14 protein-coding genes and 1 tRNA gene are annotated in these 14,593 nt (G+C 61.6%); 8 read left to right on the forward strand and 7 right to left on the reverse strand.

Annotated elements, in window-relative coordinates; all coding sequences use genetic code 11:
• Window positions 1-12 precede the first annotated feature (12 nt).
• The gene (locus H9L06_RS07315; protein WP_187554575.1) at window positions 13-3,180 is read right to left on the reverse strand and encodes a DUF2207 domain-containing protein; all 3,168 of its coding nucleotides are present in this window, start codon (window positions 3,178-3,180) and stop codon (window positions 13-15) included.
• Between the two features lie 2 nt (window positions 3,181-3,182).
• On the reverse strand, window positions 3,183-3,671 hold the full coding sequence (locus H9L06_RS07320) for an adenine phosphoribosyltransferase (protein ID WP_246454534.1): 489 nt from the start codon (window positions 3,669-3,671) through the stop codon (window positions 3,183-3,185).
• 204 nt (window positions 3,672-3,875) lie between these two features.
• Here H9L06_RS07320 and H9L06_RS07325 point away from each other — a divergent pair.
• A tRNA-Arg gene (locus H9L06_RS07325) sits at window positions 3,876-3,949 on the forward strand.
• A 64-nt stretch (window positions 3,950-4,013) separates the two neighbouring features.
• Here H9L06_RS07325 and H9L06_RS07330 read toward each other — a convergent pair.
• Together H9L06_RS07330 and trxA are read right to left on the reverse strand one after the other, a co-directional pair.
• Window positions 4,014-4,301 carry a rhodanese-like domain-containing protein gene (locus H9L06_RS07330; RefSeq protein ID WP_187554577.1) on the reverse strand — a complete coding sequence of 96 codons (288 nt, stop codon included), beginning with the start codon at window positions 4,299-4,301 and terminating at the stop codon, window positions 4,014-4,016.
• A gap of 23 nt (window positions 4,302-4,324) precedes the next feature.
• A complete protein-coding gene (trxA, locus tag H9L06_RS07335; protein WP_187554578.1) occupies window positions 4,325-4,723 on the reverse strand; it encodes a thioredoxin in 399 nt (132 codons plus the stop codon).
• A gap of 93 nt (window positions 4,724-4,816) precedes the next feature.
• On the opposite strand from trxA, the gene H9L06_RS07340 reads away from it, so the two are divergent.
• The 6 genes from H9L06_RS07340 to H9L06_RS07365 all read left to right on the forward strand — a co-directional run bounded on the left by H9L06_RS07340 (window position 4,817) and on the right by H9L06_RS07365 (window position 9,267).
• Window positions 4,817-5,695: an exodeoxyribonuclease III gene (locus H9L06_RS07340; RefSeq protein WP_187554579.1), complete on the forward strand. Its 879-nt coding sequence runs from the start codon at window positions 4,817-4,819 to the stop codon at window positions 5,693-5,695.
• 147 nt (window positions 5,696-5,842) lie between these two features.
• Window positions 5,843-6,187, forward strand: a complete 345-nt coding sequence (locus H9L06_RS07345; protein WP_187554580.1) for a hypothetical protein — start codon at window positions 5,843-5,845, stop codon at window positions 6,185-6,187.
• Window positions 6,188-6,313: 126 nt separating this feature from the next.
• Window positions 6,314-7,498, forward strand: a complete 1,185-nt coding sequence (locus tag H9L06_RS07350; RefSeq protein ID WP_187554581.1) for a CE1758 family FMN-dependent luciferase-like monooxygenase — start codon at window positions 6,314-6,316, stop codon at window positions 7,496-7,498.
• A 5-nt stretch (window positions 7,499-7,503) separates the two neighbouring features.
• Window positions 7,504-7,968, forward strand: a complete 465-nt coding sequence (locus H9L06_RS07355; protein WP_187554582.1) for a MarR family winged helix-turn-helix transcriptional regulator — start codon at window positions 7,504-7,506, stop codon at window positions 7,966-7,968.
• 14 nt (window positions 7,969-7,982) lie between these two features.
• Window positions 7,983-8,645, forward strand: coding sequence for a CE1759 family FMN reductase (locus H9L06_RS07360; RefSeq protein WP_187554583.1), 663 nt, complete (start codon window positions 7,983-7,985; stop codon window positions 8,643-8,645).
• A 169-nt stretch (window positions 8,646-8,814) separates the two neighbouring features.
• The gene (locus H9L06_RS07365) at window positions 8,815-9,267 is read left to right on the forward strand and encodes a VOC family protein (RefSeq protein WP_187554584.1); all 453 of its coding nucleotides are present in this window, start codon (window positions 8,815-8,817) and stop codon (window positions 9,265-9,267) included.
• Between the two features lie 33 nt (window positions 9,268-9,300).
• Here the strand turns inward: H9L06_RS07365 and H9L06_RS07370 are convergent, their stop codons facing one another.
• The 3 genes from H9L06_RS07370 to H9L06_RS07380 all read right to left on the reverse strand — a co-directional run bounded on the left by H9L06_RS07370 (window position 9,301) and on the right by H9L06_RS07380 (window position 12,679).
• Entirely contained in the window at window positions 9,301-9,609 is a 309-nt protein-coding gene (locus H9L06_RS07370) for a DUF2853 family protein (protein WP_187554585.1), read from the reverse strand.
• 171 nt (window positions 9,610-9,780) lie between these two features.
• Window positions 9,781-11,172 carry an aspartate aminotransferase family protein gene (locus tag H9L06_RS07375; RefSeq protein WP_187554586.1) on the reverse strand — a complete coding sequence of 464 codons (1,392 nt, stop codon included), beginning with the start codon at window positions 11,170-11,172 and terminating at the stop codon, window positions 9,781-9,783.
• Between the two features lie 19 nt (window positions 11,173-11,191).
• On the reverse strand, window positions 11,192-12,679 hold the full coding sequence (locus tag H9L06_RS07380; protein ID WP_187554587.1) for a CoA-acylating methylmalonate-semialdehyde dehydrogenase: 1,488 nt from the start codon (window positions 12,677-12,679) through the stop codon (window positions 11,192-11,194).
• Window positions 12,680-12,822: 143 nt separating this feature from the next.
• Here H9L06_RS07380 and H9L06_RS07385 point away from each other — a divergent pair, with 143 nt between their 5' ends.
• A complete protein-coding gene (locus tag H9L06_RS07385; protein WP_246454302.1) occupies window positions 12,823-14,493 on the forward strand; it encodes a PucR family transcriptional regulator in 1,671 nt (556 codons plus the stop codon).
• Window positions 14,494-14,593 lie beyond the last annotated feature (100 nt).

Consider the following 14,593-nt stretch of genomic DNA (forward strand, 5'->3'; position numbering starts at 1 on the left):
CGTATGACGCAACTAGCGGTTCTTCGTCGTGCGTTTCGTCGAACCGGTGGCTGCGAGCACGATCCACTGCCCAATGACGGTCACCCACATGAGCAGGCTGGATGCAATGAGCAAGCCCACCTTCACATCGCTGCCCGCCATCGTGCCCGTCACCCACCAGAACACAACAGACTGCGCGACCGCGAGCAGCAGGATCGTGCCCATCGAAGTGAGCAGCACTGAGGCGCTCGGCAAGCGGGCGCGTTTCTTGAGATACAGGAACACGCCAACCGACGCGCCAATTGCCAAGACGGTGAGTGCGATCACAAGCATGAGGGGCAACTGGTAGCTCACGCGGTAATCAATTAGGCCGCCGGCAGTAGCTTTCGTGAACGTGTCATCCTTGAAGTTGAGCGTGACTCCGAGGTCGCCGTTAATCGCGAGCTCGTGCTGCCCGAAGGTCTCGTTTAGCTCAGAATCCACCTCGAAGGCCCCGAGCGAGGTGTCGCCTTCCTCCCACTCATCAACCCGGGACTTCACGTTATCGGCGTCGAGCGTCATCACGAGTGCGCCGTCTCCGAACTGCGCCACATCACCGATGCGCAATTCGTAGCGGGTTGAATCCCCGACCTTCCCAGAAGGACCGTCAACGTAAATCGTGTTTGAGTACTCCCACTCATGGAAGCCGGAGCCACGCTCATACGGCTGGTTGTCGGGGTCGCCGTAACCGATCCACCCGCCAGACGCGACGTCGTCGACGAGGTCAGGTGGGATTGTGAACTGCACCCGCAAGGGTCGCACGGGTGAAGTCCCGTCATAGATCGCGTCACCGTCGGTGTAGAACGTGTCATCCCAGAACCACAAGAGGCCTGACCAGCGCACTTGCTGTCGCCCCTCGCCACCATCTGACACCTCGACAGACGGATTCGTCAGCGCGTATCTGATTTCGACGTCATACACACCGGAGAGCGGCTCGCTCAGCTGCGTCGCCAAAGCCCGGGTGCGCTGTCCGTCAACGGTGTGGTACTTCACCTCAGCACCGTCGACGCGCACCGACTTGATAACGAGACCCAAATCCTGACCATATCTCGAGGTCTGCCACTCGCGCTCGAACTGGGGCACCGAGGATCCACCCGGCGTGAACTGCACGCTATGCCGCTCAACTACCTCGAGCCGCGCGGCACCATCATCGTCTCGCGAGATCTCAGCCTCGATTTCGAACCCTTCGGTCTGGGTCCAGATAGCACCCTTCGATACCGAGGAGGGCCACGTAAGGTATTCGTTCGAGCCGTAGGGCGTGGGGAGCGTCGAGACGAGCACGATCGACCCTGCGAACAGCGCGAGGGTGGCGACGAACGCAAGCATCGACGGAATCGACAGGAAGTGCTGCGTGCGCCAACCGTCGACAATTCGCCGCTCGCCCGTCTCTTGCACAACCTGTTCGATGACCGCGTTGCCAGCAGCTCGCGGGCTCTCGGTGAGCACTGCGTACGGCAACAGTGGATCGTCAACAGGCCCACGATCGAGCAGGCGCGTGCCGCGGGCCCACACGTCGATACCTTTCAGCTGCTGCACCGTGAGCGCACCCTTGCGCGTAAGCGGCCTCGGCTTGCGCACGGCCCACACCGCGATGCCGGCGATAATCGTTGACGCAGCGACGAACGCGAACGGCCACCACACGATGAGCAGAATGAACTGCTCGGAGAGCTGGCGGAGGATGCCCCACTGCAGCATCGTGACAGCGATCGGCGCGAAGATGAATGTGTCGCGCACATAGCTGTCAGGCTTCCATCGCAGGCCCTGATCCACCACCGTGGTGTCGCCTGCCCAGCGTGTCGACCACCGCATGGCCGACGGCAGGTTGCCAACGCGGCCCGCGCGGCGACCCGCCCAGGCGACCGCTTGCAACCACCGCGAATGGCGAAGCTGTTGCCGTGCACCGTCGCTCCATTTGCGCCTTCGCGACTTCCGCTTTCTGCCATGGGTGTTTTCGGCAGCATCGTGGCCCCGAGTGGGCTCGGCAAGGGTCGACACAAGCTCAGCGTGACGTGGCTTGCCGAGCAGTTGCGCGGCGAGCGTCGGCGACAGATCGTCGGGTGGATCATTGCGCACCACGAACCACGGCTCACCCGCCGAGTCGGCCCACACAACCCAGCGTGCGGCGAGCGCGAACAGCATGAGCACGAGGAGCACAGCGAGCGGGATGAGTGGGCCCCAGGTTTGCACCCAGAACAGCGTGGTTTGTGCGGGCTGCGTGAATGTGCCATCTGTGAAGTCGAAGCGCAGCCAGACATCGGAGTTTGGTGGGAGACTGTCGTCATTCGTGAATGAGTAGGTGACCCACTCGTCGGTGACCTCGTCTGGTTCCATCCAGACGTTGCCCGAAACTAACAGCCATCCGACCGTCGCGTAGGGCTTGCGCAGGAGTTCATCGTCGAGTTCACGCTCTAGGGCTACCGAGACCTCGAGGCCCTTGGTTGCCTGGGTCCAGCTCGGTGCGAAGACGGGCCACTGCCACTGCTGCATCGCGTCGCCGGTCACACTGTCGTCGGTGTCTTCGATGAGATCGCGCAGACTGTACACCATCTCGATCTCGTAGGTGCCATCGAACTTATCGCCGCTTGGCGGTCGCAGCACGATGTCTGTGGTCGTCGCCCGGCCCGTCACCTTGGCGTCTGCGGGAACTCCGTCGATCGTTGCCGACTCGAGCTCAAACATTGCGTCGTGGCCATGAACCTCGGTGACGATCCGCCTAGTCACCGTGCTCTCTGCGCCGTTCACGAAGTTCGCGGTGTACCCCTCACGCACCGTAGTGCGAAAGTTGCCGTCGTCGTCACGACTCACCTCGTAGTCGAAGCTCGCATTCTGGGCGACCCACTCGACGTCTTTGAACTCGGCACTCGCAATGACCTCGTCGAAGTCCATCGGTTTATTGATGATGGGGCCGACGAGCAAGAAGATTCCGACTGCCGCGATGAGACCCCAGAACACGCGAATACCCATGCGCAGGCTGGTTCCGCCTCGCGCGCGCAAGAACTCTTCGACGTTGCCGAGCACCTCTGCGAGCCAGCGAAACAACCCGGTGTGTTCGGGGTGTGGATCGGGTATACGCCCCGACCGCAACAGTTCGGGGTCGCTGCCCGAAAAATCGAAGAGCTCCTCTGCTATTTTGCTGCGCTCGCGCTTCCCCCTATTCGCCACGCCTAACTCCGGAACACCGTGTGCAGGTGCGGATCCTCTAGCGCTGACCTACCACCGAGACCGTCGATCTCGAAGAGCACCGCAATACCCGCGACCTCGTAGCCGAGTTCACGGAGTAGCTGGCGCGCCGCGATGAGGGTGCCGCCTGTTGCGAGCACATCGTCGATGAGCAACACGCGACTGCCCTGTGGCACGTCATTGTGGGCCTCAACTTCAGCCACACCGTATTCGAGTTCGTAGCCAACCGATGCCGCTGGCCGGGGTAGTTTGCCTGCTTTGCGGATCGGGAACAGCCCCACCCCGCTTGCGTAGGCCGCCGCGCTTGCGAGCAGAAAGCCGCGGGCCTCAAGGCCAGCAATCACGTCGAACTTACCGAGGAACGGTTCGATGAGCGCATCAACCGTCGTGCGCAGGGCGGGACCGTCTGCAAGGAGCGGCATGATGTCGCGGAACAGGATGCCGGGTGCCGGATAGTCTTTCACTTCTCCGATGAGCCGTTCGGCGCGAGCAAGATCACTTGCAGTTGGCGCTGTCGAGGCTGGTGTCTGAACAGTGGGGTCGTTACTCGCAGGGTTCGCTGGCACGAATCCAAGCGTACCCGAGGTGACGACTCGCGCATGGGGCCCGCTTTTGTGCCTGCTTTTGCTGATCCGCACGGGATCGTGTAAAGTCTTTCTGGTTGAGAGATCAACATTGCGCCCCTAGCTCAGCTGGATAGAGCATCTGACTACGGATCAGAAGGTCAGGGGTTCGAATCCCTTGGGGCGCACAGAGAGAAATACCCGGTCAGACGAGAATCTGACCGGGTATTTTCGTTTGTGAGCGTGTGCGAACTACCGAACGACGGCGATGCCTGTGGCCTCCGCGGCCTCTTCGAGCGCACCGAGGTTTGTCGCGCTCGTGAATCCGGCCTGCTGCATAAGTTCGACCGTATGACCCGAACGCCCACCCGACTTGCAGTACACCAGGTAATCGGCAGTTGGATCGAGCTGCGGAATTGCCTCGTGGACTTCACCGTCAAGATAATTCACGAGTTGCGCCCCATCAAGGTGCCCCGCGTGATACTCCTCGGGTGTGCGCACATCAAGAATGATTGGCTGTGGATCGGTAGCTGCGTTCATGTGTGAGTTGGTCTCCTCGGTAGCTATTCTGCCGACTGCTCGTTTGCGGCCTGTTTTGCAGCGGCCTGCTGCTCGGCGACCTGCTTGCGCACATCGTCCATGTCGAGATCGCGTGCGCCCTGCACGAGCTGCTCGAGCTGGGGTCCTGCGAGCGCACCCGGCTGCGAGTAAACCAGAATACCGTCGCGGAAGACCATGAGCGTGGGGATCGAAGTGATTTGAAAGCTTGCGGCGAGCTGCTGCTCTGCTTCAGTGTCTACCTTGCCGAAGACGATGTCTTCGTGCGTTTCAGATGCTGACTCAAACACCGGCGCGAAGGCCTTACACGGTCCACACCAGTCGGCCCAGAAATCAACGAGGACGATTCCCTCGGTGCCTACCGTCGTAGCGAAGCTATCGAGCGTGAGTTCTTTGGATGCCACGTGGCTCCTCTCTTCCGCAACAATCTGTAGCGGTCATCCTCAATCCTCCAGGCTCAAGCTGTGAACGCAGTCCGAACTCAGTAGGCTTGGTCCATGCGCATCGCGACTTGGAATGTGAACTCGATCCGCACTCGATTTGGCCGCGTGGTTGACTGGCTGCAGCGCGAAGACATCGATGTGCTTGCAATGCAGGAGATTAAGTGTCGCCCCGACCAGTTCCCCATCGAAGCATTCGAACAGGCGGGGTATCAACTCGAGATTCACGGTCTCAATCAGTGGAACGGGGTCGCGTTTGCGAGCCGACACGAGATGAGTGATGTCGAGCGCAGCTTTGAGGGTATGCCGGGATTCGGCAAGCCCATCAAAGGTCAAGAAGAAGCTCAGGGCCTCGGCCCGAACGGGCTGCCGCTTGAAGCGCGCGCACTTGGACTCACCGTTGGCGACCTGAGGTTGTGGAACCTGTACGTTCCGAACGGGCGTTCCCTCGACGATCCACATCTTGAATACAAGCTTGAGTGGCTGACGCAGCTTAAGAACAACGTCGATACCTGGCTTGGAGAGGACCCAGAACTCGCGCTTGCACTCATGGGCGACTGGAACATAGCCCCGCTCGACTCCGACATGGGTGATCCGAGCTTTGTTCCGGGACACTCAACCCATATTTCGCCGGTTGAGCGCGCTGCGTTCGACGCGTTCGCACCCTATCTCGACGATGTTGTGCGACCCATCGTTCCCGACGGATACACGTTCTGGGACTACAAGGCAGGTCGCTTTCCGAAGAACGAGGGCATGCGCATCGACTTCATACTTGGATCGCAAGCGTTCGCCGATACCGTCACGGACGCGAGTATTCACCGCGATGAGCGCAAGGGTGACGCGCCGAGCGATCATGTGCCCGTAGTTGTCGACATCGACCCATCGCTCCTCGGCGGAACGTTCGAGGACGAGTACGACCGTCCCATGGTGTTCTAATCTCTCCACCTCCGTCCACAACCGGGAAATCTTGAATTGCTAGCGGAAGTTATCCACAATTCATGAGTTCCCTACTCGTTCCTCGCTGATTCTGAATAACCTCGTCTTGCAGTAGCCCCACAGGAGGGCGAGAATCGAGGTATGTACGTGTCGGCTGAAATAATCACGACGGTTGTGGCGGTGTTTAGTGCCGTCGCATCTGTATTCGGCGGCATGTACGTCTTGATGCAGCGACTCGAGAAGCGCATTGAACGGCACATGGACCTCAGGTTTAGCATCGTCGATGCGAGGTTCGAACAGGTGGACAAGAGGTTCGAACAGGTTGACAAGAGATTCGAACAGATCGACACGCAACTAGTCGAGGTTCGACAGGAAATTGTCAGGGCACACCAACGCATCACTGATGTGTCAGACAGTCTCGTGAACCTGCAGATTACAGTCGCACGCTTAGAAGGGCCGAGACGCACTCTTGAGATGCCGATCGGAAGTTAGTTTGTAAAACCTGGGAATAGATGCAGACGCATCTGGTTATATTTATATGCAAGCGCATATAATTGAGTTGGGACGGGGTTACGAGCCGCCGCACCCCTTCCGCACAGACAGCCAGGAGCACACACCATGGAATTCGGAATCTTCTCCGTCTCAGACGTCACACGCGACCCCATCACGGGAGAAACCCCGAGCGAGGCCGAGCGCATCAAGGGACTGGCGCAGATCGCGAAGCACGCAGAAGAAGTTGGTTTCGACGTCTTCGCAGTTGGCGAGCACCACAACCCACCGTTCTTCTCGTCGAGCCCTACGACGTTCCTCGCGTACATCGCAGCACAGACCACGAAGCTCAAGCTCACCACGAGCACGACGCTCATCACGACGAACGACCCGGTACGCATCGCCGAAGAGTACGCAATGCTTCAGCACCTCGCCGATGGTCGCATGGACCTCATGCTCGGCCGCGGCAACACCGCCCCGGTATACCCGTGGTTCGGCAAGGACATCCGTTCCTCGCTGCCACTCGCACTTGAAAACTACAACCTACTGCACAAGCTCTGGAGTGAAGACGTCGTCGACTACGAGGGCAACTTCCGCACACCGCTACAAGGCTTCACTTCGACGCCTCGCCCACTCAACGATGTCGCACCCTTTGTGTGGCACGGCTCGATCCGCACCCCTGAGATCGCCGAACAAGCCGCGTACTATGGCGACGGGTTCTTCTCGAACCACATCTTTGCACCGTCGGCACACTCGCTGCGTCTGATCAACTTCTACCGTCAGCGCTTCGAGCACTACGGTCACGGCAAGGCAAAGCAGGCGATCGTAGGCCTCGGTGGCCAGGCGTACATTGCGAAGAACTCGCAAGACGCCGCAAAGGAGTTCCGCCCGTACTTCGACGAGGCGCCCGTTTACGGGCACGGGCCGTCGATGGAAGACTTCGCGAACCAGACGCCACTCACCGTTGGCAGCCCGCAAGAGGTCATCGACAAGACACTCTCGTTCCGCGAGATGTTTGGCGATTACCAGCGTCAGATGTTCCTCATCGATCACGCTGGTCTCCCCACCTCGACCGTGCTCAAGCAGCTCGACCTCTTCGGATCCGAGGTACTCCCGGTGCTACGCGCAGAATACGACGCGCGCCGTGACCCAGAAGTACCCGATGCCCCGACCCACGAGTCGCTCGTGAAGGCAAAGTACGGCGACGCCGCGCCGCGCCAGCCACGCCCGAACGCGAACCGCGGCGACAATGTGACCGGTGGATCGCCATACCAAGACAGCCCCGCCCTTAAGGGCGCAGCATTCGGACTGTGAGACCAATGATCAGCAAGAGAACAGACATCCGCCTCGCGAACGAGGCATGGGAGTCGCTTATGACCGCGTACTCGCGGCTCTCGTCTGACTTCGGTTCCGAACCCATTTGGAACGATGCGAACATGCGCGAGTACGACGTGCTCTACACACTCGCGAAGCGCGACGAGCCTATGCGCCTGTGTGATGTGCAGAGCGGCGTGCTGCTGAGCCAGCCCGCACTCTCTCGCATGGTGGATCGACTCGTTACTCGGGGCCTGCTCGAGCGCGAGACCGATCCACACGATGGTCGCGCGGTGCTCGTGCGACTCAGCGAGGAAGGCAAGCGAGTGCAGCGCGAGCTCGGTAGGGCACACGGCCGCGATATTGGCGAAGCACTTCGCGTACTTGAGCCGGAAGAGCTCACCGAACTCAAGCGACTCACGCAAAAACTTATCGAGGCGCGCGAAGCAGACGCGCCAGCGCAAGATTAGACAGGACCATTCACATGACCGACACTAAACAACTCGTCGTCGTAAACGCGGGGGCAGGCGATCCATCGACCACCCGCCTGCTTGCCGACCGCCTCACGCAGAAGACGCTCGCTGAGGCGAAGCGTCAGGGCATTGAGATGGAAGCCAGGGTGATCGAGCTTCGTTCGTTGGCCGGCGACATTATGGCGGCGCTCACCACGCAGCTCGTTTCACCAGAGCTCGAACGCGCAACCGAACTGATGCGCGACGCCGACGCAATCATCGCGGCGACCCCCATCTACAAGGCGGCGGCGAGCGGGTTGTTCTCGTCGTTCTTCCAGGTGCTCGACAACGACCTGCTCATTGGCACCCCCGTGGTGCTCGCTGCGACCGCGGGCAGCCCACGTCACTCGCTCGTGGTCGACGACCAGTTGCGTGGCTTCTTCTCGTACCTGCGCGCGGTGACCGCACCGACCTCACTCGTGAGTTCGCCTGACGATTGGAACAGCAAGGAGTTCGGCAGTCGAGTGGATCGCGCCTCGCGCGAGCTCGTTGCGCTCGTGAAGGGCGGCTTCAGAGACAGCGCGCGCGGCGAGGGGTGGATCGAGTACCAGCACTCCTTCGGTAGTGCCGGTGGCACCGAGCTCGGCATCGACCTGAGCTCCGACCTCATGCGGTTGGCAACGGGCGGGCGCTGAGCGAGAAAGCATCGCTTTTGAGCTCCGCGCCCGGTGCCGCCCACGGCGGCAGCCTACGGAGCGGAGCGAGGGACGGGGGCAACTGGATCCACCCCCTAGTCAGGCCGAGTCAACAGGAGTACTGTGGTGCCCTGCAATGAAGCAACCTGAAACGGCGCGAGGAGCCCCCATGATTTTCGTCAACCTCACCACGACCGATCTCGACCGCAGTAGGTCGTTCTACACGGCGCTCGGCTGCGACATCAACCCGGCATTCACCGACGAGAATGCGGCGTGCATCGTCTGGGACGAGAACACCTTCTTCATGGTGCTCACCCACGCCCACTTCTCGCAGTTCACTGACAAGCAGATTGTCGATCCACACACGAGCGCCCAGGCACTCATCGCTCTCTCGCGTGACTCGCGTGAGCACGTCGACAGCACGCTGACGGCCGGGCTCGCTGCCGGTGGCAAGGAGCCCCGCGATCCACAGGACTACGGGTTCATGTACTCGCGAACCATGGAAGATCCCGACGGGAACATTCTCGAGTTCATGTACATGGAGCCGCAGGCCGCCGAAGAAGGCCCTGAAGCCTATGTCGCGGAGCACGGAGAGGGCCCCGATCAGGTGCCGGGTTACTGAGCGCCTCGCTGCGCCAGATCAGCCCGTAAAGTCTCAGGCGAAAACGTCGAGCTTGCCGTAGCGCTCGGCGAGCAGGTAGTACACGGTGAGGCGCTGCGCGCACCCGTCAACCTGATCGCCGACGTCTGCGATCGCCTCATCGATGAGGGCGTCTGCGGCGGCGATGCCGAGTTTGCCCTTTACGAAGGTCTCTCGCACCATTGCGAGATCTGACCGATCGCTATAGGCCACCATGCGCGTGTCTTCGTTGCTCAGCGCGCGGGCAAAAGCCTTCTCCATATTGGTTACGACTGATTCGTTCGCCCCAGGGGCGTACTTCTTGATGTCTTCAAGTGCACTCATGCAGCATGATTCCTTCCCCAGAAAAGTCAGGTCCCCCGCAGGACCTGTCCTCATTCTGGCCCTTATCGGCGAAAAGATACAGAGGCAAATCATAAAAGCCGCGGTGCAAAACACGCAAAAACACGACTGGCCCGGTTCAAAAACGAACCGAGCCAGTCTGTGAATAGGCGATTACTTGCCCGTGTAGTAGCTATCTGCAACGTCGAGCGCCGCATCGATGATGTCGAGGCCGCGCACGAGATCTTCCTCGCTCGTCACGAGCGGAGGAGCAACCTGCAGACGGTTGCCTGCCGCGAACGGCCAGAGCCCCGCCTGCTTGCACGCAGCGACCACTGCATTGAACGGTGCCGCAGCCTCGCCTGACGCGTTGAACGGTACGAGCGGTTCGCGGGTCTCGCGATCCACAACGAGTTCAAGTGCCCAGAAGAAGCCCTTGCCTCGAACTTCGCCGACCGACTTGTGCTTCTCAGCAAGCTGACGCAGACGCGGCTCGATGACGCGCTCACCCAGGTCGCGAACCCTCTCGAGAATGCCCTCTTCTTCGAAAATGTCGAAGGTGGCAACGCCCGAGGCGCACGCGAGTGGGTGACCCGAGTAGGTGAGGCCGCCCGGGAACGAGCGATCCACGAAGGTGTTGTGGATCTCTTCAGAGATCACCACGCCACCGAGTGGCACATAGCCCGAGTTGACGCCCTTCGCGAAGGTGACGAGGTCAGGCTTCACGTCGAAGCCCTGGTACGCGAACCATTCGCCGGTGCGGCCGAACCCAACCATAACCTCGTCGGCGATGTACACGATGCCGTACTTGTCACAGAGCGCGCGAACACCGGGGAGGTACCCGGGCGGAGGCACGAGCACGCCGTTGGTGCCGGTGACCGTTTCGAGAATAATCGCTGCGATCGTCTCGGGGCCCTCAAGCTGGATCGTCTGCTCGAGGTGAGCAAGTGCGCGCTCTGCCTCTTCCTCGGGCGAGGTTGCGTAGAACGCACTGCGGTACGCGTAGGGTCCGGTGAAGTGCACAACGCCAGCATCGAGCGTGCCGTTCGACCAGCGGCGAGGTTCACCCGTGAGGGTGATCGCCGTGCCGGTCGAGCCGTGGTACGAGCGGAACCGCGACAGCACCTTCTGGCGGCCGGTGTGGTGACGCGCCATGCGCACCGCGTACTCAACAGCGTCAGCGCCGCCGTTCGTGAAGAACACCGAGCGCGCACCCTCGAATGAGTGCTCGACGATGCGCTTGGCAAGCTCGCCGCGAGCGTCGTTTGCGAGTGCGGGCTGGATCGTCGCGAGGCGTCCCGCCTGCTCCTGGATCGCCTTGATGAGCTTCGGGTGCTGGTGCCCGAGGTTCAGGTTTACGAGCTGCGACGAGAAGTCGAGGTACTCGTTACCGTCGTAATCCCAGAACGTCGCACCCTCACCCTTCGCAATGGGCAGCGGGTTGATCGCGCCCTGCGCCGACCACGAGTGGAAGACGTAGTTGCGGTCGTTCTCGCGAACCTCACGCTGTGCTTCGGTGTCACCGAACGTCTGCGGGGTGCCCGCGAGATCGATGTAATCAGTCATCGCCGTGTGACCTTTCGGGTTAGCTGTTGCTCGGGAAACCGAGGTCGATCTTCGACTGCTCTGGGTTCGGCCAGCGAGTGGTGACGACCTTTGAGCGGGTGTAGAAGTTGATCGACTCTGGGCCGTAGATGTGGGTGTCGCCGAAGAGCGAATCCTTCCATCCACCGAACGAGAACGCTCCGACGGGAACAGGGATCGGCACGTTGACTCCGACCATGCCAGCTTCAACGTCGAACTCGAACTGACGCGCGACGCCGCCGTCGCGGGTGAAGATCGCGGTGCCGTTGCCGAACTGGTGATCGTTGATGAGCTGCAGGCCCTCTTCGTAGGTGTTCACGCGCACAACTGCGAGCACTGGCCCAAAGATTTCGTCGCGGTACACCTTGCTGTGGGTCTTCACGTGGTCGAGCAGCGTCGCACCGGTGAAGAAGCCATCGCCCTCGTAGGTGAAGTCGCGGCCGTCAACGACGATCGTCGCGCCCTCTGCCTCGGCACCAGCGACGTAGGACTCGACGCGAGCCTTCGCCTCAGGAGTGATGAGTGGCCCCATGTCGGTGCCCTCAGCGGCGCCATCGCCGATCTTCAGATCCTTGATGCGGCTGACGATCTCGGGGATCACGCGATCCGCAACCTCATCGCCCACGGCGACAAGCACCGAGATTGCCATGCAACGCTCGCCGGCAGCGCCATACGCAGCCGAAACAGCGGCGTCTGCGGTGACCTTGAGGTCAGCATCTGGCATGACGAGCATGTGGTTCTTCGCGCCACCGAGCGCCTGCACGCGCTTGCCGTTTGCTGCGGCGCGCTCGTAGATGTACTTTGCAATCGGTGTGGATCCGACGAAGCTCACAGCCTTCACGTCTGGCGCGTCGAGCAGCGTATCGACAGCGGTCTTGTCGCCGTTTACAACGTTGAGCACGCCGTCTGGCAGGCCAGCCTCGCGGAAGAGATCCGCAATGAAGATCGAAGCCGATGGGTCGCGCTCTGAAGGCTTGAGCACAACGGTGTTGCCGCACGCGATTGCCGACGCGATCATCCAGAGCGGAACCATGATCGGGAAGTTGAACGGGGTGATTGCCGCAACAACACCAACAGGCTGCTTGATCGAGTGAACGTCGATGCCGGTCGAAACCTGCTCGTCGCGCTCACCCTTGAGGAGGTTCATGAGGCCCGCTGCGAACTCGACGTTCTCGAGGCCACGCGCAACCTCGCCCGCTGCGTCGGCGAGCACCTTGCCGTGCTCGCTCGTGACGATAGCTGCGAGGTCGTTGGTGCGCTGCTTGAGCAGCTGGCGCAGGTTGAAGAACACATCTGCACGCTTCGTGAGGCTGGTCTTGCGCCAAGCTGGCAGAGCAGCCTTTGCCGCAGCGATTGCCTGCTCGACGGTCTCAACCGAAGCGATGCCGAGCTCGTGCTGCTGCTCGCCGGTTGCCGGGTTGTAGACCGGCTGCGTGCGCTCAGCCGCTTCGACCTTTTCGCCGCCGATGAAGTGTGGAATGTGCGCCATAGCTATCTTTCCTCCCGAGTGACCCAGTGTCATTCAATGTGTTCGATCGCGAAAACTCGCGGTATTACAAGCATTGCAGGGAACATCGAAAGCGTCGCCAGGCAAAGTATCGCCAATTCAGCAATTCTCCGTACACTTTGTATGTGGCCGAGAGTTTTGAATCCCTTCCGAGCGTGCGCGACGTGCTCGGTCTTGCCGAGCTTGCGGCTGGCGCACCCGAACTCGTCACGGGAGAGACCGGGCTTTCGCGCTCTGTGCGTTGGGCGCACGTGGTGGCCGGGCGCGAGGCTGTTGCACTGCTCGACGGTGGTGAGCTCGTGCTCACGACTGGCGCTGGCTGGCCGCAAGAGAGCGAAGACCCCGAGGGCCTTGCCGCCCTCGTAGAAACTCTCGTCGCAGCATCGCCCGCAGCAATTGTGTTCGAGCTCGGCACCCGCTTCGACGAGACGCCCCGCGCGCTCGTTACCGCTTGTGCGCGAGAGGGCATCCCGCTCATCGTGCTGCACCGAGAGGTGCGCTTCGTGCAGATCACTCAGCGCGTGCACCAGCGGCTCCTCACTGCGCAGAACGAGGCACTTGAGGCACGCGCCGAGGTGCACGCGATGCTTACCGAGCTCGGCTTGAATCGCAGCCCGGTCGATTATGTTGTGGATCGCATTGCCGAGACCCTCGGCGCACCCGTCGTGCTCGAAAGCGCGGGGCACCAGGTGGTCGCATGGTCGGGCACCGATACGACGGTGCTCGACCACTGGTCGGGATCAGAACGGCGACACCACGGATTTACGCCCGAGCTGCCGGAGGGCGCGATCCGCGTTCCCGTCGAAGCTCAGGGCACCAGATGGGGCACGCTCACCGCTCTACCCGGCCCGCCTCACCCCGCGGGCCGCGAAACCGTGCTCGAACTCGGTGCCTTCGCGCTCGCGCTCGCGCGGCTCGCAGACCCCGACGGCGAACAGTGGATCGACTTCGGCTCCAAACGACTCTTCGATGCCGTGCTCGAGGGCCGTTACAGCGGCGAGCGCGAGCTCTCGACCCAACTTGCCGCGGGCGGTCTCACCGTAGAAGACCGCGTGCTCCTCGGAGCCACGCTCTCGGGCACCGGCGACTTCGGCACACACGGTTCGCTCGAAACCGCGATCCTCTCAACCGCCCTCAGGCGCACGGTCGCGCCCGAGGGGCAGGTCATTCTGGCTCCGTCACCAGGCGACACTCGCACGCTGCTCGTGTTGCTGTCGTTCCCCGAGAACGATCCGCGACTCACATTCACCCACTCACCCGACACGCATCCGCTCGCCTTGCGGCTTGAGCAGGAGCTCGGGCGAATGCTTCCCGCAACCACACCTGCCTCGTGGCGGGCACACCTGAGTTTGGGCGTTACCGCTCGCAGGCCGCTCGCCCTGATCGCTTCACTCGAGCGGATCGCCGCTGGCGCCGGCGCACTCGCACCTTCTGGCGGCGGGCCTTCGCGCAGCAGGGTGACCGTGCAGCTCGCTGAGGAGCGGCCGCTCGCGTACCTCGTGCGGGGGCTCGCGGGCATGCCAGAGGTTGAGGAGTTTGCTGCGGCGCTGCTTGATCCACTCGTCTCGCACGACTCAACCACGGGTGCCGGGCACACAGGTGATCTACTGCAGGTGCTCGCCGCGTATCTCGCCCACCCGACAAACCGGTCGCTCGCCGCAAAACAGGCGCGTCTCTCGCGCTCGGTGTTCTACCAGCGCATAGCACTCATCGAGGAGCTACTCGGCGTCGATCTCACCGACGGTGAAACTATCGCCGCACTCTCGGTCGCACTCCTCGCCCGCGGCGGAATGTAGTCGCGGCACTCAATCCCGACGCCACACCTATTTCACCTCCAGGCGAAAATCGAGCACCAAACGTACGATTTTTGTCTGAGGCTTCGCATGAAGCTCATAT

It is taken from the genome of Leucobacter denitrificans (assembly GCF_014396385.1).
Classification (GTDB): domain Bacteria; phylum Actinomycetota; class Actinomycetes; order Actinomycetales; family Microbacteriaceae; genus Leucobacter; species Leucobacter denitrificans.